Source organism: Paenibacillus glucanolyticus NBRC 15330, assembly GCF_004000885.1.
In the GTDB taxonomy this organism is placed as follows: domain Bacteria; phylum Bacillota; class Bacilli; order Paenibacillales; family Paenibacillaceae; genus Paenibacillus_AQ; species Paenibacillus_AQ glucanolyticus.
On the sequence record NZ_BIMC01000001.1, the window covers coordinates 262,140 to 285,231 of the forward strand.

The 23,092-nt window shown below is 47.5% G+C and carries 19 protein-coding genes and 1 riboswitch; of the genes, 9 read left to right on the top strand and 10 right to left on the bottom strand.

From position 1 onward, the window contains the following. Positions 1–40: 40 nt before the first annotated feature. A riboswitch (ZMP/ZTP riboswitch) is annotated at positions 41–121 on the bottom strand. Between the two features lie 66 nt (positions 122–187). Further along, positions 188–1,063, bottom strand: a complete 876-nt coding sequence (locus PGL02S_RS01150; protein ID WP_036637333.1) for a LysR family transcriptional regulator — start codon at positions 1,061–1,063, stop codon at positions 188–190. Between the two features lie 111 nt (positions 1,064–1,174). Here PGL02S_RS01150 and dapA point away from each other — a divergent pair, with 111 nt between their 5' ends. From dapA to PGL02S_RS01165, 3 genes are all read left to right on the top strand, one after another. After that, the gene (dapA, locus tag PGL02S_RS01155; protein ID WP_036637331.1) at positions 1,175–2,068 is read left to right on the top strand and encodes a 4-hydroxy-tetrahydrodipicolinate synthase; all 894 of its coding nucleotides are present in this window, start codon (positions 1,175–1,177) and stop codon (positions 2,066–2,068) included. 123 nt (positions 2,069–2,191) lie between these two features. After that, on the top strand, positions 2,192–3,676 hold the full coding sequence (locus PGL02S_RS01160) for an ATP-binding protein (RefSeq protein WP_255308601.1): 1,485 nt from the start codon (positions 2,192–2,194) through the stop codon (positions 3,674–3,676). Positions 3,677–3,703: 27 nt separating this feature from the next. Further along, the gene (locus PGL02S_RS01165; protein WP_036637327.1) at positions 3,704–4,159 is read left to right on the top strand and encodes a hypothetical protein; all 456 of its coding nucleotides are present in this window, start codon (positions 3,704–3,706) and stop codon (positions 4,157–4,159) included. Between the two features lie 309 nt (positions 4,160–4,468). Here the strand turns inward: PGL02S_RS01165 and PGL02S_RS01170 are convergent, their stop codons facing one another. From PGL02S_RS01170 to PGL02S_RS01180, 3 genes are all read right to left on the bottom strand, one after another. Continuing rightward, positions 4,469–4,990, bottom strand: coding sequence for a GNAT family N-acetyltransferase (locus PGL02S_RS01170; RefSeq protein WP_036637325.1), 522 nt, complete (start codon positions 4,988–4,990; stop codon positions 4,469–4,471). A gap of 222 nt (positions 4,991–5,212) precedes the next feature. After that, on the bottom strand, positions 5,213–7,495 hold the full coding sequence (locus tag PGL02S_RS01175; protein WP_036637323.1) for a glycoside hydrolase family 3 C-terminal domain-containing protein: 2,283 nt from the start codon (positions 7,493–7,495) through the stop codon (positions 5,213–5,215). A 133-nt stretch (positions 7,496–7,628) separates the two neighbouring features. Continuing rightward, on the bottom strand, positions 7,629–8,927 hold the full coding sequence (locus tag PGL02S_RS01180; protein ID WP_051449097.1) for a helix-turn-helix domain-containing protein: 1,299 nt from the start codon (positions 8,925–8,927) through the stop codon (positions 7,629–7,631). Between the two features lie 264 nt (positions 8,928–9,191). Here PGL02S_RS01180 and PGL02S_RS01185 point away from each other — a divergent pair, with 264 nt between their 5' ends. The 4 genes from PGL02S_RS01185 (at position 9,192) to PGL02S_RS01200 (ending at position 14,303) form a co-directional block, all read left to right on the top strand. Then, the gene (locus tag PGL02S_RS01185) at positions 9,192–10,364 is read left to right on the top strand and encodes an ROK family transcriptional regulator (protein WP_036637321.1); all 1,173 of its coding nucleotides are present in this window, start codon (positions 9,192–9,194) and stop codon (positions 10,362–10,364) included. A gap of 17 nt (positions 10,365–10,381) precedes the next feature. Then, entirely contained in the window at positions 10,382–11,656 is a 1,275-nt protein-coding gene (locus PGL02S_RS01190) for a hypothetical protein (RefSeq protein ID WP_036637319.1), read from the top strand. 1 nt (position 11,657) lies between these two features. Beyond that, a complete protein-coding gene (locus tag PGL02S_RS01195) occupies positions 11,658–12,851 on the top strand; it encodes an MFS transporter (protein ID WP_036637317.1) in 1,194 nt (397 codons plus the stop codon). A 216-nt stretch (positions 12,852–13,067) separates the two neighbouring features. After that, positions 13,068–14,303: a hypothetical protein gene (locus PGL02S_RS01200; RefSeq protein ID WP_051449096.1), complete on the top strand. Its 1,236-nt coding sequence runs from the start codon at positions 13,068–13,070 to the stop codon at positions 14,301–14,303. 82 nt (positions 14,304–14,385) lie between these two features. Here the strand turns inward: PGL02S_RS01200 and PGL02S_RS01205 are convergent, their stop codons facing one another. After that, positions 14,386–15,105 (bottom strand): YebC/PmpR family DNA-binding transcriptional regulator, encoded by a 720-nt coding sequence (locus PGL02S_RS01205; protein ID WP_036637457.1) that lies wholly within the window; start codon positions 15,103–15,105, stop codon positions 14,386–14,388. Between the two features lie 343 nt (positions 15,106–15,448). On the opposite strand from PGL02S_RS01205, the gene PGL02S_RS01210 reads away from it, so the two are divergent. Continuing rightward, positions 15,449–16,657: an MFS transporter gene (locus PGL02S_RS01210; RefSeq protein WP_036637315.1), complete on the top strand. Its 1,209-nt coding sequence runs from the start codon at positions 15,449–15,451 to the stop codon at positions 16,655–16,657. Between the two features lie 173 nt (positions 16,658–16,830). Here the strand turns inward: PGL02S_RS01210 and cysI are convergent, their stop codons facing one another. After that, complete coding sequence (gene cysI, locus PGL02S_RS01215) at positions 16,831–18,555, bottom strand: assimilatory sulfite reductase (NADPH) hemoprotein subunit (protein ID WP_036637313.1); 1,725 nt, start codon at positions 18,553–18,555, stop codon at positions 16,831–16,833. Positions 18,556–18,590: 35 nt separating this feature from the next. Continuing rightward, positions 18,591–20,423: an assimilatory sulfite reductase (NADPH) flavoprotein subunit gene (locus PGL02S_RS01220; RefSeq protein ID WP_036637311.1), complete on the bottom strand. Its 1,833-nt coding sequence runs from the start codon at positions 20,421–20,423 to the stop codon at positions 18,591–18,593. Positions 20,424–20,669: 246 nt separating this feature from the next. On the opposite strand from PGL02S_RS01220, the gene cdaS reads away from it, so the two are divergent. Continuing rightward, on the top strand, positions 20,670–21,287 hold the full coding sequence (cdaS, locus tag PGL02S_RS01225) for a sporulation-specific diadenylate cyclase CdaS (RefSeq protein ID WP_036637309.1): 618 nt from the start codon (positions 20,670–20,672) through the stop codon (positions 21,285–21,287). 134 nt (positions 21,288–21,421) lie between these two features. Here cdaS and bshB2 read toward each other — a convergent pair whose 3' ends face one another. The 3 genes from bshB2 to PGL02S_RS01240 form a co-directional block, all read right to left on the bottom strand. Then, positions 21,422–22,078, bottom strand: a complete 657-nt coding sequence (gene bshB2, locus PGL02S_RS01230; protein ID WP_036637307.1) for a bacillithiol biosynthesis deacetylase BshB2 — start codon at positions 22,076–22,078, stop codon at positions 21,422–21,424. 22 nt (positions 22,079–22,100) lie between these two features. Next, entirely contained in the window at positions 22,101–22,445 is a 345-nt protein-coding gene (locus PGL02S_RS01235) for a YojF family protein (RefSeq protein ID WP_006210588.1), read from the bottom strand. A gap of 91 nt (positions 22,446–22,536) precedes the next feature. Beyond that, positions 22,537–23,028 carry a 2-thiouracil desulfurase family protein gene (locus tag PGL02S_RS01240; RefSeq protein WP_036637305.1) on the bottom strand — a complete coding sequence of 164 codons (492 nt, stop codon included), beginning with the start codon at positions 23,026–23,028 and terminating at the stop codon, positions 22,537–22,539. Positions 23,029–23,092 lie beyond the last annotated feature (64 nt).

Below are 23,092 nucleotides of genomic sequence, written 5' to 3' on the forward strand. Positions count from 1 at the left end.
CATTAGAATAATAAAAGAGGTAAGGGAAATAAGCTTCCCTTACCTCTGCCCAGGCGTACGGCCGTTGTCATCCATGTGCTCCCTCATGGTCCCCCATGCTACGCCAGTCACACATAAACCTATACATTGTTAGCTAAATCATACTTAATCTTTCCCTTAAATGCAATATCATCGGACAGAGCTTTTTCTAGGGTTTGGATATCATCATATCGATGAAATCTCTCTGCGCATGCGAGATCCATTTCTTAGGATGTATCACCATCTGTATGTCCAGTCGGATATCCGGATGGATAAAGGGAAGAACAGCCAGCTCTCCCCGCTTGATTTCCGCTTCGGCTACCATGCGGGGCAACAGCGAAATCCCCGAACCGGACATGACATAGCGCTTAATCGCTTCGGGATTGCCTAATTCCAATCCTATACGTAAGGGAACGCCGCGGGCACGAAGGACCTTTTCCAGCATGATACGATAATTGCAGCTATCCTCGGTCATAATCCATTCTACATCAGCCAGATGTTCAAGCTTAATGACGGGATGAACATGCAGAGGATGATTCGGGTGAGCGACCAGTAATAGAGGTTCCTCCCTGATTCGAATCCATGTTAAGGATGAATCAGACGGGTTATGTTCCAGCATGAGACCCATATCGTACTCGCCTTCCCTCACTTTACTCACAATGCGGTCTTCACGATCTGGCTGCAAACGAATGGAAAGATCCTCATATTGATGTCTCAGCCGATGTACGACCGGCGGAAGAAAATAAGCGGCTAACGAATCGATGGTCCCTATCGATAAGGTGCCCCCGCCTTGTTTGGTCAGCTTTTCCTTCGACTGTTGGAACAGATCCAGCATCTGAACTGCATACTTCAGAAGCTCCTCTCCGGACTTCGTCAACCGCAGACCTTTGCCGTATCGCTCAAACAGCTTGACGCCATATTCCTTCTCCAGCTTCTGAATCTGAGTGGTTACGCTGGATTGAGCATATCCTAACTCCTCCGCAGCTTTCGTGAAACTTTGACGATTCGCCACTTCCTTGAATGTTTGCAGGTAGATGAGTTCCATCTCGCTCTCCTTATCAATAATATTGATAATAATTATCTATTATTATAGATAACACTGATCCTGATTGCCATGATACAGTATAACCACAACCAATGAAATGGAGGAAGGGCCATGTTGAATGAGCAGCAGCTGCATGGAATTTATGTGCCTGTCATTACACCCTTTTCACAGGATTATGAGCTGGACCTTATTTCGTATCAACGTTATGTAGAGAACTTGTTAACCCATGACATTCAGGGTTTGGTCATCAACGGTACGACCGGCGAGGCGCCAACGGTTACGTGGGATGAGGTTGTTCGGCTTACAGGGGAAACCCGGAGAATTCTGGGCAAGCGGCAATTGCCGCTGGTCATCGGTACAGGAACGAACGATACGGTCTCCAGCGTGAAACGGACGGAACAAGCAGCGCTTATCGGTGCCAATGCCGTATTGGTAGTCACACCATACTACAGCCGTCCTTCAATAGAAGGGATCATGGAACACTTCCGTCAAGTGTCCGAGGTCGGTATACCGGTTATCTTATATGAAGTTCCTTCGCGTACAGGTATCCGGCTGCCGGTCGATGCCATAAGAAGAATCATGGATCTGCCTGGTGTGATTGGCATGAAGGATAGCACCTCAAGTACGGAGTTAATGAAGGAATTATCACAGAATCGTACGAAGCCTGTTCTATGCGGGGATGATATTCACTTCCAGGAAATGCTGTATCATGGCGCTTCCGGCGGGATTCTGGCGTCTGCCAACGTGAATACCGAGGCCTACATTCGCATGTATCAATTAGCTGCCCAAGGGGACTATTTTCGGTCTGAACTGGAATTTGAAGTGCTGATTCCGTGTATTCAGAAGCTGTTCGCAGAATCTAATCCCGCTCCACTCAAATGGCTGCTCGCCAAGCAAGGGCTCATCTCTAATGACACTCTTCGTCTGCCGATGGCACCCATTTCAGAGGAGCTAAAGCTATCCTTTGAAAAGGTCCTGCGAAATCTGTTCTTTCACACGCGTTGAGCAGTAAGTTGCTCTAAGAAAAAGGCAAGGAGGATTTGTTGCCTTGCCTTTTCTGTATGGCGGGCAGCCAAAGCCAAAGATCAATAGAATAGGATTGATGAAAGATAGGGACCAACATATAATATGGGTAACTTCGATCCTTGCAGATATTTGAGAGGAGACTTGCAGGTGCTGCCCTATCCCAACCAAAATCCTGATTTTGCTTTTGAACAAGCTGTAATTGGAATGGCAATTGTTTCACTTGATGGAACTCTACTTAAGGCCAATACGGCACTAAGTGATCTATTGGGTTACACGCAGCAAGCGTTAACTGCCGGGGCGCAGCAAGCGGAAAGCATACGCATGCTATTGAATTGTATCGTTCAGAACGTAAAGGCATCTCAAGATCATCAGCAATCCATAAACCCTTTTGAACATACCTATCATCATCCAGAGAAGCACAAGCTCTACCTCAACATACATACCGGGATTGAGCTGGATACGGAGAAGAATCCCAAGTCGTACTGGGTACAGCTTGAGGATCGAACCCTGCACCGTCAGCTTATGGAGCAGCTCGAACAGAAGGAACAGAAACTCATCGAGAGAAAACATACATTCCTGCAGCTGCTAGAGATTCTCCCCCTCTCTGTACTCATCACCAAGAAGGGTATTGTCCAGTACGTTAATCCCGCAGCGCTCAAAATGGTAAAAGCCACGCATCCCCGTGATGTTCTTGGCATTTCAACAGATGTAGTGGTCGATGTATCGTCTCATAATGACCTGATCAAGCGCCGTATGCGATATGAGAAAGATGGGGTTATTGGAAGCGTCAACTATCTGATCCGCTGCCTGGACGGGCAAGAGAAGATTGTCAGCGGCTGCACGATAATGGTCCATTATGAAGGTGATACAGCCGCCTTGGGCATCTTCAAAGACATCACCGAGCAGCGGATGGAAGAGGACCGCGTAATGCAGTCTGAGAAGCTAACGACCGCTGGACAGCTGGCCGCAGGAATCGCCCATGAAATCAGGAATCCGTTAACATCCATTAACGGATTCGTGAAGCTGCTGCGATCTTCGGAAAGCAGCAACGAGCTGTATTTTGAAATTATTGAATCGGAGCTTAAACGCATTGAGCTGATTGTCAACGAACTGCTGGTGCTCTCCAAGCCGCAAGGGGTTCATGCCAGCGGTCCAATCGAAGTACTGCCGATTCTGGAGCAGATTATTACACTGATGAAGGTTCAAGCCGCACTCAAAAATATCGAAATCATTCCTCATTACCCGGATGTCCCGATATCCGTTCAGGGTGAGGTCAATCAGCTTAAGCAAGTCTTTATCAATCTGCTGAAAAATGCGATGGAAGCGATGAATCAAGGGGGAACCATCACCGTAGACATTCTGCTCAGCGGCCACAATGTTCAAATTGTAGTGCAGGACGAAGGGATTGGGATGACTCCTGAGCAGATCCAATCCTTGGGACAGCCTTTTTTCACAACCAAAGATACAGGAACGGGACTCGGTCTCATGATAACCAAGAACATTATTCACAATCACGGCGGAACGATGAACGTGGAGAGCGTGCCTGATCATGGGACAACCTTTACGATTCAATTACCCGCCTTATGAAATCACCCAATATTGGAGGAATACGGTATGGATAATCAGAATCCAAATACCCATAAACAATTTGCAATGGACTGCTTCAATCAGGTGTGGGATATCTTAGAGAACAAACAGCGCACACCCCAAGAGGAAGAGGACATGATTCATATGTGTCACAGTTCTTTCTGGCATTGGACCCGGGTCGAGGATCATACACAGCGCAACCTTTCGATTGGATATTGGCAGCTCTCCAGAGTGTATGCGGTAGTGGGGCAAGGCGATCAAGCGCTGCGTTATGCCAAGCGCTGCATCACCGTTGGCTCATCCGCAAGTCTCGAACCGTTCTACATCGGATACGGGTATGAAGCGGAAGCCCGTGCTTATCTGGTCTTAGGGGATAAGGAGCGCGCTCTGGCATCCAAAGAATCGGCAGGATTGTATCTGGATAAGGTCACTGAACAAGAGAGCCGAAACATGTTGGCCCTTGATCTGGACAGCCTGTCATAACTTTTGTCCTTCTCTTCGCAGAATCGATCATCGGAATGGCGAAACGGATTGTAGCCAATATAATAGAAGATCTCCCGTAATTTAAAAAAAGGGATTATCCTGCGCCTGCTCTGATACGTCGCTCCGGGAGGCTGGCGAAGGGCTGGCCTTCATCTCCACGTCTTCTGCCATGATCATGGCGCTTTTCAACGATGCCACATACTCATTCTCCTATCCAGGGCAAGCCTTTCGATACAAATCAAACAGCCCAATATATCTCATTGTCAATCATGAGATATATTGGGCACATATTATATTATCGCAAAAAAACTATGACATGGTTTCCCATTCAGACCTTAACATCGCATAATAATACTCATCCCACCACACATCGCCTTGGGGAATGCACTGCTTAAAATGCCCTTCTCTTCTCATACCCAGCTTCTCCATCACGCGGTAGGAGGGGGTATTCTCTGGCTGGCACGTCGCAATAATCCGGTGTATGTTCAGTACCTCGAAGCCATACTGGAGCACTGCTCTGGCTGCTTCCGTGGCATAGCCCTTATTCTGATAGGATGAGTTGAAGATCCAGCCGATTTCATACGTAAGCTCCCCGAACCAGGGATGGAACACGATGTGACCGATCACTTGCTCTTCCATCTTCAACATAACCGCGTATTTTCTAGCTTGATCTCCCCTGTTTTCGGCCAAAAATAACTTCACCGTCTCCTGCGTAAACACCGCTTCCGGCATATACTTCATCACGACGGGGTCTGATGTATATAGAAGAACATCTTGCCAGTCGCCCGGTTCAAACTCGCGAATAACCAATCTTTCTGTAACGATATGCATTTGCCATACTCCTCTTCCAGTTGTATTTAAGTGTTATAACTTACCTTGGCACTTCAATACAGTGGCAAATGCGAGTCGCCGTGTATACAAGTATAACTTGATAACGCCAGGTCACCCTCTTTCTTATGTGTACAGATTACTCTGTGTATGTTCGATAAGAAGAATGAAATTCCTTCATATTGATTCAAAAAGGAGATTTTTACATTAAAATGACATGAAGTTTCATCGTCGATTCAATTCGTCCAATAGCTGAAGCAGTGTTTCCTCTTTCACTGCCCCGCCCCCAAAGGCAAGGAGATTACGAAGCGGCATATCCTTCATCATGGCTGCAAACAATTCGGAATGGGAATCGTCTTCCGCCATGCCCGACATGGGACTGGCTTCTTGGAATTTCTTCAGCAATTGGCCCGTGGTTTCCGCGGTCACAGGATCACTTAACAGTTCTCCGATGGTCGAATTCAGTGTATATTGCTGTTCCAATCTCACTGTAGACTGCACCTGCAGTGTATCCTTCAGCACAATCTCCTGCGAAGATTTGCCTATGAGCACTTCGAAATCTCCCGATTCCACATGCCAATCCTTCAGTTCAACATTGTAATAGGCAAAGGATCGTTTATCCAGCGTAATACTAACCGTCTTATGCTCGCCTGGCTCAAGGTCGACCTTGGCGAACCCCTTCAGCTCCTTCTCAGGACGGATCACCAAGCTCTCGACATCCCGAACATAGAGCTGCACGATTTCTTTGCCCGCGAGATGACCGGTATTGGTGACCGTTACACTCACTTCCACCGTTTCGTTATCCGCCAGCTCCGTTCGACTGAACTTTAGATTACTATACTCAAAGGTGGTATAACTTAACCCATGGCCGAAAGGGAACAGTGTCTTCATTTCTTTTTTGTCGTAATAACGATATCCAACAAAAATCCCTTCTTTATATTCTACTCGGTCCCCTTCGCCAGGAAAGTTCAGAAACGAGGGGTTGTCACTCAGTTTAACGGGGAAGGTCTCTGCGAGCTTGCCGGACGGGTTCTTCTTCCCGAACAGCACATCAGCGATCGCTCCGCCGACAGCCTGCCCACCGAGATAGCCTTCAATTACAGCTTTCACTCGATGAAGCCAGGGCATTTCTACGGGCGAGCCGTTGAGCAGCACCACCACGACATTATTCTGCACTTCCGCAATCGCATCAATCAGTTGAGTCTGATTCGCCGGAAGGGAAAGATGTGTGCGGTCATAACCCTCAGATTCATAACGATCCGGCAGACCGGCTATGACCACGGCCACTTGCCCCTGGCGTGCAGCCTGCAACGCTTCATGGATGAGAGTCTCATCCACGGCGTCATTCTCCAGCTGATAGCCCTGCGCATAGGTCACGTTCGACACGTGTCCGGACAGTGCAACGATTTCCTCATAAGGCGTGTCAAGCTGAGTCGGATTGATATGGGAGCTGCCGCCTCCCTGGAATCGCGGTGTTTTAGCAAACGCGCCAATGACGGCAATCTTGCTGTCTTGCCCAAGAGGCAGCAGCTGGTCCTCGTTCTGGAGGAGCACCATACTCTCGCCAGCAACTTTTCTCGCTAAGGCGTGATGCTCTTTTTGGTCATAGACTGCATTTTCTTTTTTATGATCAACCGCCATGAAAATAATTCGCAAGATACGGGCAACGGCACGATCCAGCGCTTCTTCTGTCAGCTTCCCGCTCTGCACGGCATGGATAACTTTACGTTCTCCACGTCCATTGCTGGAAGGCATTTCGAGCTCCATCCCCGCTGCAAGCGCATCGTCCCGCTGATTGACAGCACCCCAGTCCGATACCACAAAACCTTCATGGCCCCATTCATCCTTCAAAATTTCCGTTAATAATCTTGGATTCTCCGAAGCATAAGTACCATTCACCTGATTGTAGGAACACATCACCGTCCATGGCTTCGCTTTCTTGACGGCTCCTTCGAAGCTGGCCAGATAAATCTCCCGCAGCGTACGCTCATCAATGACTGCATCCGTTGTCATCCGCCGATGCTCCTGGTTATTAGCGGCAAAATGCTTGAGCGACGTACCCACGCCCTGGCTTTGAACCCCCTGGATATGGCTCGCAGCGAGCTCCGACGAAAGATAAGGATCTTCCGAGAAGTACTCAAAGTTTCTTCCGCACACAGGGGAGCGTTTAATGTTCGCACCAGGTCCAAGCAATACAGCAACGTCCTCTGCCTGACATTCTTCTCCCAGCGCCACACCCACTTGCCGGATCAATTCTCTGTCCCATGAGCTGGCAAGTCCGGCAGCGGAAGGAAAACACGTGGAAGGAACGCTGTCGAATATGCCGAGATGATCAGCACCCTGCCGTTGTTTGCGCAGTCCATGCGGTCCATCCGTCACCATAATCGATGGAATGCCCAGACGCTCCACCCCTTTTAGGTTCCAGAAGTCAAGCCCGCTGCACATTCCCGCTTTTTCTTCCAATGTCATCTGATTGATGATCTTCTCTATATCACGTTGTTCACTCATATCGTCAGCCTCCACATTAAACAGTTTTCAATGCTGACCCTATTATATGAAGGTTGCTCCTAACTTTATTGTAATTTCATTGGAATCTTGGTATTTTCTTTTCTTTATAAAGCGCAATCATGATAATTGCAGACTATATTGGGTCTTCCTCGCCTGAATGCGTACTCTTTAACCTGCGGCCTTCACGGTACTGTTTAGGGGTTACGCCTGTCAGCTTCCTGAATACCTTCGTAAAGTAGCTTTGATCATGATAGTTCAGCCGGGCATAAATCACCGATATAGGCAGATCAGTCAGGACCAGCAATTTTTTTGCCTCCTCAATGCGCTGCCCTTGTATATATTCACTAATAGACACCCCGGTTTCCTGTTTGAACCGTCTGGACAGATAACTGGAATTCATATGCACCGAGCGAGATAGCTGCTGTAGGGAGACATCCTCATATAGATGGTTAAAAATATACTGTTTGCACTTCACGACAGCTTTCGAGAAATCACCTTCTTTACATTCCTTCACCCGGTTTGCAAAATCGTAAGTCGCCTGCTGAAGTGCCGTATTCACTTCGTTTGCATCCGTCATCTCCTCCATTTGCTGAATATACAGGTCACTCATCGTATACGCAATCTCTGGATGCAAGCCACCTTCCACCGCTGCACGTGTCATCAGCGCTATCCCCACGATGCTTAGATTCTTCTGATGCCGAACATGGCTTGTTCTGGACAGCGTTCCTATCCCCTCCGTCGTCTGAATGAGCTCCAACTTGTTCACAAGCTCCTCCGGACGTCCATCGGTAACAAGCTGCATCAGCTCCTTCTCATAGATCGGATCATGGTGAAAGGAGACATTGATCCGCTGCTCCGAGACCTGAATATCTATATTTTCGCCCAGACCCTGATATCGCGATCCCCCGTGATTATGCTGCATGACGTCCATAATATCGATCCGGGTGTGATAGACCAGATAGTGCAGCATGGCTGCGGCATGAAGAAGCTTCTTCTTATCCATGATTACAAGCCTATCGTAATAACGCTCAAGCGCATCTCTATCCGTGATCCGATGATCACGCGCCAAGCCAACCAGCATATCCTTCGGGATGCGTGAATAAATGCTCGGACCGGCTATCAAACTTCCCATATAAACGCCATTTTCTTCGATTCGTGTTTCAATAAAATTTTCCAATAGAGATGTGCCCAGCATGTATGGACCCTGAACTTCGCCACGATGGGAACTCGAGATCAGCTGTATCATTCGCTCCTGAAGCTCCTTCTGGCCCTGTGATGATATTCCGGCAGGCATTAAGGAGTATTCAATTCTCCGATGTGGATTACAATAATGCATAGGCAGCCCCAAATTATCGTTCATAAGCTTGCAGATATCCATCCATTGCTCCAGCTTCATTCTCTTCATGCTGCCGCTCCCATCTATTTCATTCATTGCTTCATTCCATAATTATATGTTATCAGAATAACAATCAATTAGGGATTATACATCCTTCTGCATATCTTCATCCAATTATTGTTTACTAATTTCCATTGACATCGTTTTCATTAAGGATATAATATAAACTTATAAAGAGGTTAACAATATCCGGTTCTATAAAAAATTTGCTTATTAGTACTTTTTCACACCATTTAAGTTTATATAGTAAACTTAACAGAACAACAAACGTTGATACTAAAAAGGAAGTGATCACGTCCAATGGAAGTACATCTGCCCAGCACGATCCGCAGAATGAACAAAGAGATTGTGCTTAATACCATTAAAGATATGGGGCCTATTGCCCGGACCGAAATTGCCAAACAGACCGGAATTACCAAAGCCACCGTATCGGATATCGTCAAGACACTTATTGAAGAGAAATTGATCTACGACGAGAAGGATGACGCTGATTTAAGCAAACGCGGCACGAGACTTCATTTTGCCAAACATGCTGCCTTCGGCATCGCCATTGATCTCGGCGGGACCACACTCCATTTTGGACTATTCAATCTGGCAGGCGAATGCACTGCGAAGCATACGGTAGCTACGTATCAACACCAGACAAGTCAAGAATTTTTGGAGCATATGGCGGCCGATATCAAAGAATTCATTAAACAATCCGGGCAGCCGGAAACCCACCTTGCCTTCATCAGTATAGCCACTCCAGGAATCGTTGATCCTTCCAGCGGCATGGTTCTCGAAGGCTCGCCTAACTTGCCGGAATGGAAGAACATCGATCTTGGCCGGTACTTTCATAACGTATTTCATGTTCCCGTCACAGTTGAGAATGATGTCCGTGCCGCACTGGTTGGCGAGATGTATGCCGGGGCGCTTCAGGATCTGAACTCTGCCGTACTGATTGGAATTGGAACCGGACTCGGATCCGCCATTCTGATAGATGGCAAAGTGATACGCGGTGCGCGGAATGCAGCCGGCGAGATTGGTTACATGCTGTTCCAGCAGCACCAATTGTATGCTCCTTCAAGCAAGGGACATTTTGAAATCATATGTTCCGGTTCTGGTTTGGAGGCTACAGCACACGGTATGTTTCATAAGAACCTCACAGCACAAGAAGTATTCGAAATGGCTCTGCAAGGAGATATTCAGGCACGACATCTTGTATCCCGATTTGAGGAGCATCTCGCGATGGGCATCCTGAATATTATATCCCTGCTGAATCCGGAGAAAATCCTGCTCATGGGCGGCGTAACCGAATCGCTCTCACTCCAGAGTCTGACTGCTAAAGTGGGTCTTCATACTTCGAATGTAACCAATGTAGCCATCGAGATTTCGACCTTGCAGCATCAGTCGGCTCTCCAGGGTATAGCCATTCTAGGGCTGAAGCAAGCTTATCCCTCACTTCAATATATGAAAGACAAACAACTCTACTAACAGGAGCGTGATCAGCAATGTCAGGAATTCAACTGCACCCGCATGATATTTTAGATGAAGGTATGCCGCAGATCATGTCGTATATCCGCAAGCTGAAGGATGTACGCTATATCTTCCCGGAGGTGAATACCATCTTCGAACGAAATCCGAACCCTGTTGGCAACCTGCCAAGGAATGCCGTACATGAAGTCGTGTTCGGTACAGGAACCATACATGCTATCCTCCCCTCCTATCAAGGGCTTGATCAGCGAAGAGAACCCGGCCTTAGCGATGAACAGGATCCCCTGATGATCATTAAGGAATCGCTTCAGGAGGAACATTACGAGATCATCCCATGGCTCAATATTCTGAATGGTCATTTCGAAGGCCCTCTGCTTGCTCATAATCTGGTTACGGATCTGGATGGACAAGTCATTCCGCACTGGCTCTGTCCCAATGCGCCGGATGTCATCGACTTCTGGGAACAAGCATTGATTGACCTCCGCCAACGTTACGGTTATACCACCTACATGATCGACCGGATCCGGTATCCCGATTGGGGCGGAGAGGAAGTGAATCCAAGAGGATTGTTAACCTGCTTCTGTCCGCATTGTGAGAGAAAAATGAAGGAACAGCACATTGATGTAAGCGCGCTCAAGAATAACCTGCGTCAATGGATCACGCTCTTCGCAGAGAAGAAATTCGATGACGCCGTCACGTTTGCGGAAAACAATGCGCTGATTCAAGAATGGATCGCATTTCGACAACAGAGTGTAACCGGCTTTGTGGAACGTCTCATCGAACGCGTAAGAACTGTAAACGAGGACTTTACGCTGTGGCTGGACCTCTGGCCACCCGCTTACAGTTGGATGCTTGGCCAGGATTATGCGAGCATCACCAAATGCTCGCCTGCATTGAAACATTTTCCTTACCATAAGCTGGGCGGCGGGGCCGATGTACAGGGTTTGATCCATTACTTGGCGCATACTGCCGATGAGCAGGAACAAGCATTCCAGGCCTTCAAAAGATTCTTTGCGCTTCCCTATGATCTGACGTATGAGATGTTCAAGCAGGAAGGGTTCCCTATTCAATTCGTCGCGGATCAGAATAACAAGGTTCGCAGCCTGTCCGACCCCAATACACGTATCTATAGCGGAATCCAGATGTGGAACATTTCGCCGCAGAATCTGATTGAAGCGGTACAAGCCGGTGAGAACAGCGCAGCAGATGAGCTGTTGTATTACTGTTACGGCTGGGCGGCTGACGAGTTGTTTGAGGCTTTACAGACCTATCGAGAGAAAGGAATGAACTAACATGCAAAAAATACAGCGTCCGATCATTTACTTTCTCATCTTTGCCACCATGTTTGTCCTCGGCGGAATTCAGAACACCAAGGGTCTCATCCTTGAGAAAGTTCAGACGGATATCAATCTGGATCTCAGTCAAGTCGGTATCATGGTATCCGTCTTTCAGGTGGGATTTTTGTTAGCCAGTCTGGTCGCTGGCATATTCGCCGACCGCAAGGGAATCAAGGCGGTTATGACCCTCGGAACCATTCTGATGATCATTGGTTTAATTGGTACCGGCTCCGCTTATACCGTTGCCTTTTTTCTCGGATTCTATCTGATCGTGGGTGTCGGTATCGGGTCCATGACCGTCTCGGTTGCGACATTGATTCCGACCTATTTCAAGGAACGGTCCGGCGTGGTGTTTAACCTCGCCAATGCACTGTTCGGAGTTGGTATGATTGTTACTCCGCTCGTTCTGAACGCGATTTTCTCTCATAACATCAGCTGGCGCGCCTTCTACATTGGTGTAGCCGTCGTGATTGCCATCATTCTGGCTGCACTCATGATGTTTAAACCCGAACAGAGAGCTGCAACTGAAGGGCAAGATAAAGTCAGCTTAATGTCTGTCGCGAGGTTGTTTAAAGACCGGCAAATCTTATATGTCATTCTGTTCATTCTGTTCTATGTTGCAGCGGAAGCCGGCTTCCTGAATTTCTTCCCGATTTTCTATACGTCGCTGGACATTGCCGGGATGGATGCAGCGCAAAAAGCTTCAACCGCAGCCTATATCATCGCCAGCTTTGCATTTCTCTTTACCATTGGGCGTTTTGTAGGCGGGTTCATCATCTACAAGCTTGGTGAGAGACGCACCTTGATCGGCTTCTCCGTATTCGCCCTTCTCGCCTTGATTCTCGGCCGTCTGCTGGTTGTGAATGCCAGTTATTTAATGATGCTGTTCGGACTTGCCCTGTCCGTGTTGTTCCCGACGGCTCAAGGCATCGCCTCCAAGCTGACGAAGCAAGCCGGATCACTGCAAGGCGTTATCTATGTTGCATCCGGTCTCGGAGGCGCGGTAGTCGGACTCTTGATCGGTGAAATATCGGATGCGTTTGGCATTCAGCATGGATTTAATTTGATTTTCGTATTTACAGCTATCATTACGGTGCTGGCAATGCTGATTCGCACTCCTAAACAAGAAGAAACTAAGACTGCAGCTTAATAAGCCATTCGACCGCCCGAAGCCTTATCTTCGGGCGGTTTTTTATGTCTATCTGGACTTGACCGTTGGAATTACAGAACGATTTTTCAGCAGCTGTGCAACCTTTGAGACCTTCTCCCGTCTATAGTGGTGCAGCAAGTACAATTTACCAATTGAAATATCGCTTGGCTGTATCCTGGCTCGTTAGGATAATCTTTTATTTGGAGGATACCAACAATGAACAAAATCTACAAAGTACTAACAACCACTACGATACTCGCCATGACCGCACTGCCGATTGCAGCAAGTGCACAGGGCGCTCCTCCTGCTTCCATCCATTCGGAACAAGGCAGCAATGTGAATCAGGTGAAGCGTGTGCCTGGAACCCTGGGTTACATTACGGATTATGTAAATGACAAAACAGGCAAATCGATTACGGTTACCGGCCGCGGCTTGGCTGCTACCGATCAACGTGAAATCAAGCTTTCCATCTCCAAAGATACTAAAATCGTGGATGCACAGGGAAATAAAGTCCAGCTTCAGACCATCGTAGATAAAAACAAAGCCATTAAAGCTTTCTATAGCCCGAATATCACCAAAAGCCTCCCGGCTCAAGGAGCTGCACTTACCATCATTGTCTCGGACCATGACTTTGCCGCTATAGACGGGACCATCTCCGAAATAAACGAACGAGGTTTTCTTGTAGAAGGAAGCAACGTGTACGGTGACAACGCAGAGACCATTTGGCTTCATCCGGATCCCAAAACGACCATTATCGATCAAAATGGAAAGACACTGAAAGCAAGTGACCTGAAAGCCGGCATGACCGTTCGTTCCTTCTACGGTCCATATGTTGCGTTAAGTTTTCCTCCTCAATCCTCTACAAACTATATTCTGGTGAACACGGATCCCGCCAATGACGAGCAGGAAACCGAGGCCGGCATTAACGGTATCCTTACGGAGAAAACAGATGGCAGAATTTCGATTAGCGGCCAACCATCGAATCCTGACGGATATGAATACGTGGTGCTCGCCATCGATGGGGACACGCAGATCGTGGATGCACAAGGTAAGCCTTTAACATCTGATGTGCTGAACGAGGGTCGGCGGATCGAAGCACAATACGTGCCCGTCATTTACCCTGCGCTGCCGCATGCCGATAAAATCGTTGTATCTGATGCTTCAGCACCAAGAGTTGAAGGCACAATAACTGCATCTGAACGCACTACCCAGGATCTCCTGTACATTAATGTGGGTTCAGATCAATCCACGGATAACGATATCATTCTCAACATATCCAAGGACACCCAAATAATCGGTCTCAGCCCTGATGAGAAACTGAAGCCCGGCACAAAGATTGTAGCTTACCACTCCCTTATCATGACCAAATCAATCCCTGCTATCACTTCAGCGGAAGTCATTGTTGTTCAACCTGACATTACGCTGCCGTTCGAATCACCTATAAAAGGATAATCTGCACTATAATGCAAAAACCATCGTGTTCAGAAGTGCTGAATACGATGGTTTTTTGTGTACATACATGGATCGAGTTCTTCTATTCTTCAAACTCTACGTTATGATAGACCTGTTGCACATCTTCCAGATCTTCCAGCGCATCAATCAGCTTCTCGAATTGCGCCTCAGCATCACCTGGCAGTGTAACAAAGTTCTGTGCCAGCATGGTCAGCTCTGACACCGTAAACTCCGTAACCCCTGCAGCCTTAAAAGCCTCCTGTACCGCATGGAACTGGTCAGGTTCTGCATACACGATTACAGCATCTTCCTCTTCAAGGATGTCACGTACATCCACATCAGCTTCAAGCAGCAGATCCATGACCTCTTCCGATGTCTTACCTTCGACGCCGAACACGGCCGTTGGATCGAACATATAAGATACAGAGCCGCTGACGCCCATGTTACCGCCGTTCTTGTTAAAGGCAGAACGCACTTCCGGTGCCGTACGATTGACGTTATTGGTCAACGCGTCAACAATGATCATCGAACCGTTCGGACCAAATCCTTCGTAACGAAGCTCCACATAATTCTCGTCTCCGCTGCCCTTCGCTTTTTCCAGAGCACGGTCGATAATGGCTTTAGGCACATTGTATGTTTTCGCGCGCTCAAGCACGACCTTGAGCACACGGTTCGACTCCGGATCCGGTTCACCCTTCTTGGCTGCCACATAAATCTCAACACCAAACTTAGCGTAGACGCGACTTGTATTCGCATCCTTGGATGCTTTTTTTTCTTTAATATTATTCCATTTACGGCCCATATATTTCCGCTCGCTTTCATTATTGAATCTGTAGCCGGTATTCAATAAATACCCTTATCCATTATATCTCTATTAAGTAGCATGAACAAGGTTAAGAGCACATTTAGAGTAAATCCCAAACAAAAAACAATCTCGTCTATTCAAGGATATAATCGGCTCATAAATACAAGCAGATTGTGCCTGTTTTTAATTGCATACTGTAGACAAAAAATAAATTTGTATTGATTATTTATAGATATAATATTAATATGTCTATGTATTTAATAAACTAAATGCGCATCCGTTTATTAAATAATCAATTACGACTCCGTTTCACACGAGTCACGAAAGGAGAATCCTCATTATGCTTCTTAACAACCCGTATGTCCGAACGATTATTTTGTCACACGTTCTTTTAAATCTTGGCATTTGGGTTCGTAACTTTGCGATTCTGTTATATGTCACCGACATAACCAACAACGATCCTTGGTTTGTATCCCTCATATCGGTAGCCGAATTTGCCCCTATCTTCCTGTTCGCTTTCATTGGTGGTACATTTGCAGACCGGTGGCGACCTAAACGAACCATGATCGGTGCCGATGTGTTGTCGGCCGTTTCCGTTTTTCTCGTACTGATTGCTGTCCACAATAACTCATGGCAGGCGCTGCTGGTCGTTACGTTATTCTCAGCCATCATGTCACAGTTCTCCCAACCCTCGGCTATGAAATTGTTCAAACAGCATGTGCCGGAACATCAGCTCCAATCCGTCATGGCTATATTCCAATCCTTAATGGCCTTCTTTATGGTGATCGGCCCCATTGCAGGAGCATTCGTGTATCAGAAGTTTGGAATTGAAGCATCCCTTATCGCAACAGGTGTATTATTCCTGGGTTCCGCTCTGATCCTGGTGTGGCTGCCGAGAGATCAAGAGAAAGAATCAAAGTCTGAACAACGGAGCCTCTTGCAGGAAGCTATTGAAGGGCTGCGCTATGTGTGGAATAACCGCGCCTTGCGGACGCTGGCTACAACCTTCGCTGCCGCCGGTCTCGCTGCCGGACTTATTCAGCCCATGATGCTGTTTGTCACGATTGAGAATCTCGGGCAGGATAAATCTTTCCTGCAATGGCTGCTAACCGCGAACGGTGCTGCGATGCTGCTTGGCGGGGGCTTCGTTATGGTGTTAGCCAAAAGAATATCGCCGCAATCCTTGCTGGCGCTTGGCCTTACCGTCAGCGCACTGGGCAACCTCGGCATCGGCTGGTCTACGAGCATTCTCTTCACTCTGCTGTTGCAGGTAGTCAATGGTTTCTTCTATCCCACCATTCACATCGGCATCAACACGCTCATTCTGACGAATACCGAGAATGCATACATCGGACGCGTAGGCGGCGCTCTGACACCGATCTTCATGGGCATGATGGTCATTGGCATGTCGCTTGGCGGATTACTGAAAAATCAATTTTCCTTATTCACCGTATTCTCAGCAAGTGCCCTCCTGTTTCTGATAGGCTCCGCTCTTCTGATCCCTTTGTTTAAAAAAAGCAGGAACGCCACAAATAGTCTCGTACAATGATGATCAGAGCCACCTCATGCTGAGGTGGCTCTTGGCGTGAATCGGCTTAATCCACCATCTCCACGCTTGAGAAAAAATAAAAAACCGAAGCCCCTCCTCTCGGAGAGCTCCGGTCTGTCGTGTTTATTCACAGTTATCCTCTGAATCCCTATATGTCTCTTTACATTTACATGTTATGCGTGAAACTGCTGTCCATCCAATACTTCCTTCACATAGCCTGCGCGAATGACAAAGTCACCAAAGTGCTCGCCTTTCTCTCGCTCTTGTGCATACTGTGTGATCATCGGGCGAAGCGAATCCAAAATCTCGGTTTCACCGATGTTTTCCTTGAAGAGCTTGTTTAAGCGGTGCCCGGAGAAACCTCCACCCAAGTACATATTGTATTTGCCCGGTGCCTTGCCGATAAAGGCGATCTCAGCCAGCATCGGTCTGGCACATCCGTTCGGGCATCCTGTCATACGAATGACGATATCCTCTTCGCGCAGCCCATTCTCCTCCAGAATCGGATCAATCTTATCCAATAGCGTTGGCAGATAGCGCTCGGATTCAGCCATAGCCAGACCACATGTTGGCAAAGATACGCATGCCATGGAGTTTCTTCGCAGAGCGGAGTAATGGCTTCCGTCTGTGAGTCCGTAACGCTTGATGAGCTCCTCGATCTTTTTCTTCTTATGGCTGCTGACATTGGCAATGATCAGATTCTGATTGGCCGTCAGACGGAAATCGCCATTATGGATTTGGGCAATTTCACGAAGACCTGTCATCAGCAGATAATCCGCCTCGTCTTTAACGCGTCCGCTTTGGATGAAAAGTGTAAAATGCCATTTTCCGTTACTGCCTTTTACCCATCCGTAGCGATCACCGTTATGGTCAAAATGAAAAGGTCTTGCCTCTTCCAGCTTCCAGCCAAGCCGCTCGCTAAGTTCGCTTACGAACCAATCGATCCCTCGGTCATCGATCGTATATTTGAATCTAGCATGTTTACGAACCGCGCGGTCCCCGTAATCACGCTGGATCATAACGGTCTTCTCCGCCAAGTCAATGATTTGCTCCGGTTTGCAGAAACCAATGACTTTTGCCACTTGAGGGTAGGTCAGCGGATCACCGTGTGTCATCCCCATCCCACCGCCAACAGATATGTTGAAGCCCTTCAACTCTCCGTTCTCAACAATTGCAATGAAACCAAGATCCTGGGAGTATACATCCACATCATTGGAAGGTGGCACAGCCATCCCAATTTTGAATTTACGAGGGAGATACACCGGGCCGTAGATCGGCTCCTGTTCCTCGGCATCCTGCAGACTATCCACGATCTTCTCACCATCAAGCCAGATCTCATGATAGGCACGAGAGCGCGGATCCAGATGATCACTCACTTTGCGTGCCCACTCGTACACCTCCGAATGAATCTCGGATTGGTACGGGTTAGGGTTACACATAACGTTACGGTTGACGTCGCCGCAGGCTGCTAATGTACTAAGGAGTGCTTCATTAACCTCTTGAATCGTAGTCTTCATGTTCCATTTGAGCACACCATGAAGCTGAAACGACTGGCGTGTTGTCAACCGAATTGACCCGTTTGCGTACTTCTGCGCAACGCGGTCCATCATAAGCCATTGCTCAGGAGTAACCACACCGCCGGCAGCGCGAACACGCAGCATAAACTGGTACGCAGGCTCCAGCTTCTGCTTATGTCTCTCATTGCGTAAATCCCGGTCATCCTGCATGTAGCTGCCATGGAATTTCATCAGCCGGTTATCATCTTCCGGAATCGATCCGGTTATACGATCTTCCAGCGTTTCTACAAGACTGCCGCGCAGATAGTTGCTTCGACGCTTGATGTCCTCCACATCACTATGAGGTGCGCTATTAGATGATAATAAGTTATTATCAGACATATTCCTTTTCTCCTCTCGCAACCATGGGAATTGTCTTAATATACATCCCGCTGGTAACGTTTCTCTTGCTGCATGAGGCCCAAGTATTCCGCAGCTTCTTCTGGACTCATCCCGCCTTCTTGCTCAAGAATTGCCCCCAGTGCGGAATGCACATCATGCGCCATCTTCTTCTCGTCACCGCAGACGTATACACACGCTCCGTTCTGAAGCCACTGATACAATTCCTTGCTCCTCTCCAGCATACGGTGCTGTACATATACTTTCTTGTCCGTATCTCGCGAGAAGGCAACATCCATCTGTGTCAACACCCCATCCTTTAACCAGCGCTGCCATTCGATCTGATAGAGAAAGTCTGTTGAGAAATGCTGGTCACCGTAGAACAACCAGGATTTCCCTCCTGCACCTGTCTCTTCGCGCTCACCGAGGAAAGCTCTGAATGGAGCAACCCCTGTACCAGGACCGATCATGATGATCGGGGTGTCCGGATTCTCGGGAAGCTTAAAGTTCGGATTGTGTTGAACATACACCGGAAGTGTGTCTCCAGCTTCCAGCCGTTCCGCCAATTGTACGGAACATACACCGTAACGATCTCGGCCATGTGCCTCGTAACGAACCGTACGAACGGTTACATGGACTTCATCGGGGAAGGCCTTGGAACTGCTGGCAATTGAGTACAGACGAGCAGGGATTTTTCGTAATATCGATACAAAATCACTTGCTGCCACTTGCTGCAGACCATAATCCTGTACCAGGTCGAGCAAATCCCGTTCCTCGATATAGGTGCGCAATTCCTGCTCATGCCCTGGTTCCAGAAGCTTCCGAAGCCCTTCATTCCCTGAGACCTTAACCACTTGCTCAATCAGAGGTTTCGTGAGAACGGTTATTTCGTAGTGACGGAGCAAGGCATCCCGAAGCGCTCGCGCTTCACCATGTTTATTAATGACGACCACTTCATCAGCATTCCATCCCATAGCAGCGATAAGATCATCGACAAGCTGCGGATGATTTTCCGGATAGATTCCTAAGCTATCGCCCGGCTCATACTGCAAATTTGATCCTTCAAGAGAAATTTCGATATGACGTGTTTCACGGTCGGATCCTCTTCCGTTCAAATTCAAATTCTCGAGGATTTCCGCTTGAAATGGATTGCTTCTTGAAAATTCCGATTCCGTGCTATCGCTCAGGGCTACCGCACTCACGCTTTCAACAACGGACGATCCTGCTCCAGCCTCATTCAGCGATTGAAGAACCTGGTTCATCCATTCAGCGGCCGATTCATCAAAATCCACGTCGCAATCCACTCTTGGCGTCAGCCGCTTGCCGCCCAATTCTTCGAGCCGCTTGTCGAAATCTTTACCCGTTTGGCAGAAAAATTCATACGAGGTATCCCCCAGCGCCAGTACGGAATATTGAAGACTCTCTACTTGAGGCGCCCGTTTGCTGTGCAGGAACTCATAGAAAGGAATGGCGTTATCCGGCGGTTCGCCTTCGCCATGCGTACTCACAATAATAAGGAGATTCTGCAGCTTCTTCAGATTGTTCGGCTTGAAGTCGCTCATTGAGGACATTGTAACCACTAGACCAACCTCTTCAAGCTTCTTCGATAACTTCTTCGATAATCCATGACCATTGCCAGTCTGAGATCCGTATAATACGGTCACTTCTTTAGGTGCCAGCGCTGCGGGAACCGCTATTGCTGCTGTGTTTGCTTGTGGTGCTGTTGCAACTGAAGCGGCTGCCGTTCCCTGGATAGCGGCAATATATCCGCTGAGCCAGGACCGCTGGGAATCCGTCAGTGTCGGCAACAGCCGGTTCAGTAATTCTACCTGTTCCTGATTAAAAGGACTGTTCGTTACTTGAAGTTCCAACCATATCCACCTCTCAAAAGCGCACATTATTAATTCCTACTATTACGATACAATTAATTTTATTGCTCCTCTGAACCTATCACAGCTTACCGGGCCGGTCAATTACAATGTTCTTATAGCATTTATCAGTTTTCCTGATAAATCGATGATGAAGGATTTTTTTGCGATTTAAGAACTTCGCGAAGCAGGCAGAATATCGCTGTGTCGGATTGGTAATGATACGAAGGATAAGGAGGAAGATAGAAGATGCAAATTCATGACTGCAATTTCACGCCGCTTAAGCGCAAGCTGAAAGACCAGCTTATTGACATCAAAAAGCATATAGAGAATGTCATTGTCAATCTGGACCAGAACAGCTCCTGTCTGCTTAATGAATTGGATCTTGTACGCACTAAATTTTTGGAAGCCGAGTCAATTTCATCCACGTATTATCTCAATTGTTTTCTCTTCCCCTTCACAAGCAAGTACCAGGAAATCGCCAAATCCATATATCATCTCAGTCAAAAAAATCTGGGAGCGCTGATTGTGATTCAGCGGGAAGATCCTCTCGATTCTTTAATAACACCCGGCATCCCCTTATCTGCGGAAATCACGAGCCCGCTGCTGGAATCCATATTCGTTCCGGGTAGTCCGCTGCATGACGGGGCCGTTCTCGTTCGCAAAGAAATGATTATCTCTGCTGCGAATGTGCTTCCATTAACTGCAAAAACTTATGGTGATCGAAAGCTTGGCACTAGGCATCGTGCGGCTATAGGTTTATCCGAGATTAGCGATGCTTTGGTTCTCGTCGTATCTGAAGAAACAGGAAGAACCTCCTTCTGCATGAAAGGAACTCTCTACCCCTTATCGATTACCAGTCCTTAATTCATCAACACTCTTGGCTACATAACCTCTCTTTACAGCGCACCAATAATAAAGTGAACCTTCGCTCGTATTGGCATAGAAAAAAGAGCCACCGCGGTGGCTCTTCTATTGATATCCATCTATTCATAGGATTCTTATTCAAAGGTATACGTCCAGAAACGTTCAGTCCCGAAGCGGTCCTCGACTTCTTTTGCCTTCAACTGCTTTTTACCCAGCAGCTCTGCAGCCTGGAATTGGGAACGATGGGCTTGAATGGAATTCAGCTTCTGGACCATAAACATAGATACGTCCTGATAAACATCCGGTTTGCCAAGCTCCTGCTCACAATTTTTGGAGAATGCCAGACACTGAACCACAGGTCTTTCCCCAGCAGGCATCCGCTGAATCGTACGAATTACAGCTGCACCCGTGGCATCATGATCGGGATGAACACTATAGCCAGGATAGAATGTGAATACAAGTGAAGGTTGTATCTCCTGAATCAGGGCTGCAATCACACCATCCAGCTTAGGCTGGTCCTCGAATTCAATCGTTTTATCATGGAAACCCAGCAATCGCAGGTCTTGTATGCCTATAGCTTTGCACGATTCCTCCAACTCTGCTCTACGAATAGTCGGAAGCGTGATCCGGTTAGCAAACGGAGGTATCCCCATGTTGCGGCCCATCTCTCCGAGTGTCAGGCAAGCATAGGTGACATGAGCACCTTCTATAATATATTTAGCCAACGTACCGGATAAACCAAAGGCTTCGTCATCCGGATGCGGCAATACGACCAGTATGTTTTGCTCCATCGTTCCTCATCTCCTCTCTCTATTAAAAAGGCTCCCGGCTCAGCTGCAAAGCAACAACCAGCTTCCCCTGACTATCATGGCCCGCCATGATAAGTCTATCGGTATCAGCCTGTTCAAAATGGGTAAGTCCTTCGGTATATATCCAGCCTTGATTCATTTTTAAACCAACCCGGTAAGGACCGTTGCCGGATATTGAACCAGCGGTATAACGAATACTTGCATTTGTAATAAAATTGGCAGCAGGGTGCTTTGTGCTATCGTGATGGGCAGCATAGGCGCCTGTTGTCATCTCAAGATGAATATATAAATCCTGATCCTTCAATTTATCAATCATTTGTTGGACTTCTGCTTGATTTATGAGTTCCATAGTTCCCTCCAATATAAAGAATCACGACAATGATCACAGTCGGTATGATGATTCTAACATAATTATATGACCATGACGAAATACCTTGTATTTATCTTTCAGCAAACAGAGCGGAGTATTCCGGCTGTGCTGCATACACGCTGAGCTCGTGCTCAGAAATAACGGTATATCCTTCCCTGCGCAGAAGAGCTGTTGTTACGCCATAACCGGCTTGCTTCACATTGGCAAATTCTCCATTATAGATCATTGCGCTGCCGCAGGAGGGGCTGTTCTCCTTCAGAACGATAAGCAGTGCTCCGAGCTTTTGTGCCGTTTGAAGAGCCTGATATGCACCCTTTATATACATCTCCGTCACATCTCTGCCGGACCATTCTATTACTCTGGCACTTCCTGACAGGACGTCATCACCGTTACCGCCGATGATCTCTGCTGGCTCACGCGGAGTTGAGAATCCGCCAAGAAGTTCCGGGCATACGGTTACCGCTTTCTTCGCTTCCACTAACAGTTGAATATGGGTATCCAGGCTGTCCGTAGCGTTATAACGAACCTTCAACCCGGCTAAACAAGAGCTTACGATAATCACAGATGCCACCTCAAATCTTCGTGCTTTGCTTAATATATGGCTAAAGCGGTTCGGTCTGACTTAA

Coding starts and splice junctions, on each gene's coding strand:
- PGL02S_RS01150 (WP_036637333.1), bottom strand. CDS start 1,063: ATGGAACTCATCTACCTGCAAACATTCAAGGAAGTGGCGAATCGTCAA.
- dapA (WP_036637331.1), top strand. CDS start 1,175: ATGTTGAATGAGCAGCAGCTGCATGGAATTTATGTGCCTGTCATTACA.
- PGL02S_RS01160 (WP_255308601.1), top strand. CDS start 2,192: ATGGGTAACTTCGATCCTTGCAGATATTTGAGAGGAGACTTGCAGGTG.
- PGL02S_RS01165 (WP_036637327.1), top strand. CDS start 3,704: ATGGATAATCAGAATCCAAATACCCATAAACAATTTGCAATGGACTGC.
- PGL02S_RS01170 (WP_036637325.1), bottom strand. CDS start 4,990: ATGCATATCGTTACAGAAAGATTGGTTATTCGCGAGTTTGAACCGGGC.
- PGL02S_RS01175 (WP_036637323.1), bottom strand. CDS start 7,495: ATGAGTGAACAACGTGATATAGAGAAGATCATCAATCAGATGACATTG.
- PGL02S_RS01180 (WP_051449097.1), bottom strand. CDS start 8,927: ATGAATGAAATAGATGGGAGCGGCAGCATGAAGAGAATGAAGCTGGAG.
- PGL02S_RS01185 (WP_036637321.1), top strand. CDS start 9,192: ATGGAAGTACATCTGCCCAGCACGATCCGCAGAATGAACAAAGAGATT.
- PGL02S_RS01190 (WP_036637319.1), top strand. CDS start 10,382: ATGTCAGGAATTCAACTGCACCCGCATGATATTTTAGATGAAGGTATG.
- PGL02S_RS01195 (WP_036637317.1), top strand. CDS start 11,658: ATGCAAAAAATACAGCGTCCGATCATTTACTTTCTCATCTTTGCCACC.
- PGL02S_RS01200 (WP_051449096.1), top strand. CDS start 13,068: ATGAACAAAATCTACAAAGTACTAACAACCACTACGATACTCGCCATG.
- PGL02S_RS01205 (WP_036637457.1), bottom strand. CDS start 15,105: ATGGGCCGTAAATGGAATAATATTAAAGAAAAAAAAGCATCCAAGGAT.
- PGL02S_RS01210 (WP_036637315.1), top strand. CDS start 15,449: ATGCTTCTTAACAACCCGTATGTCCGAACGATTATTTTGTCACACGTT.
- cysI (WP_036637313.1), bottom strand. CDS start 18,555: ATGTCTGATAATAACTTATTATCATCTAATAGCGCACCTCATAGTGAT.
- cdaS (WP_036637309.1), top strand. CDS start 20,670: ATGCAAATTCATGACTGCAATTTCACGCCGCTTAAGCGCAAGCTGAAA.
- bshB2 (WP_036637307.1), bottom strand. CDS start 22,078: ATGGAGCAAAACATACTGGTCGTATTGCCGCATCCGGATGACGAAGCC.
- PGL02S_RS01235 (WP_006210588.1), bottom strand. CDS start 22,445: ATGGAACTCATAAATCAAGCAGAAGTCCAACAAATGATTGATAAATTG.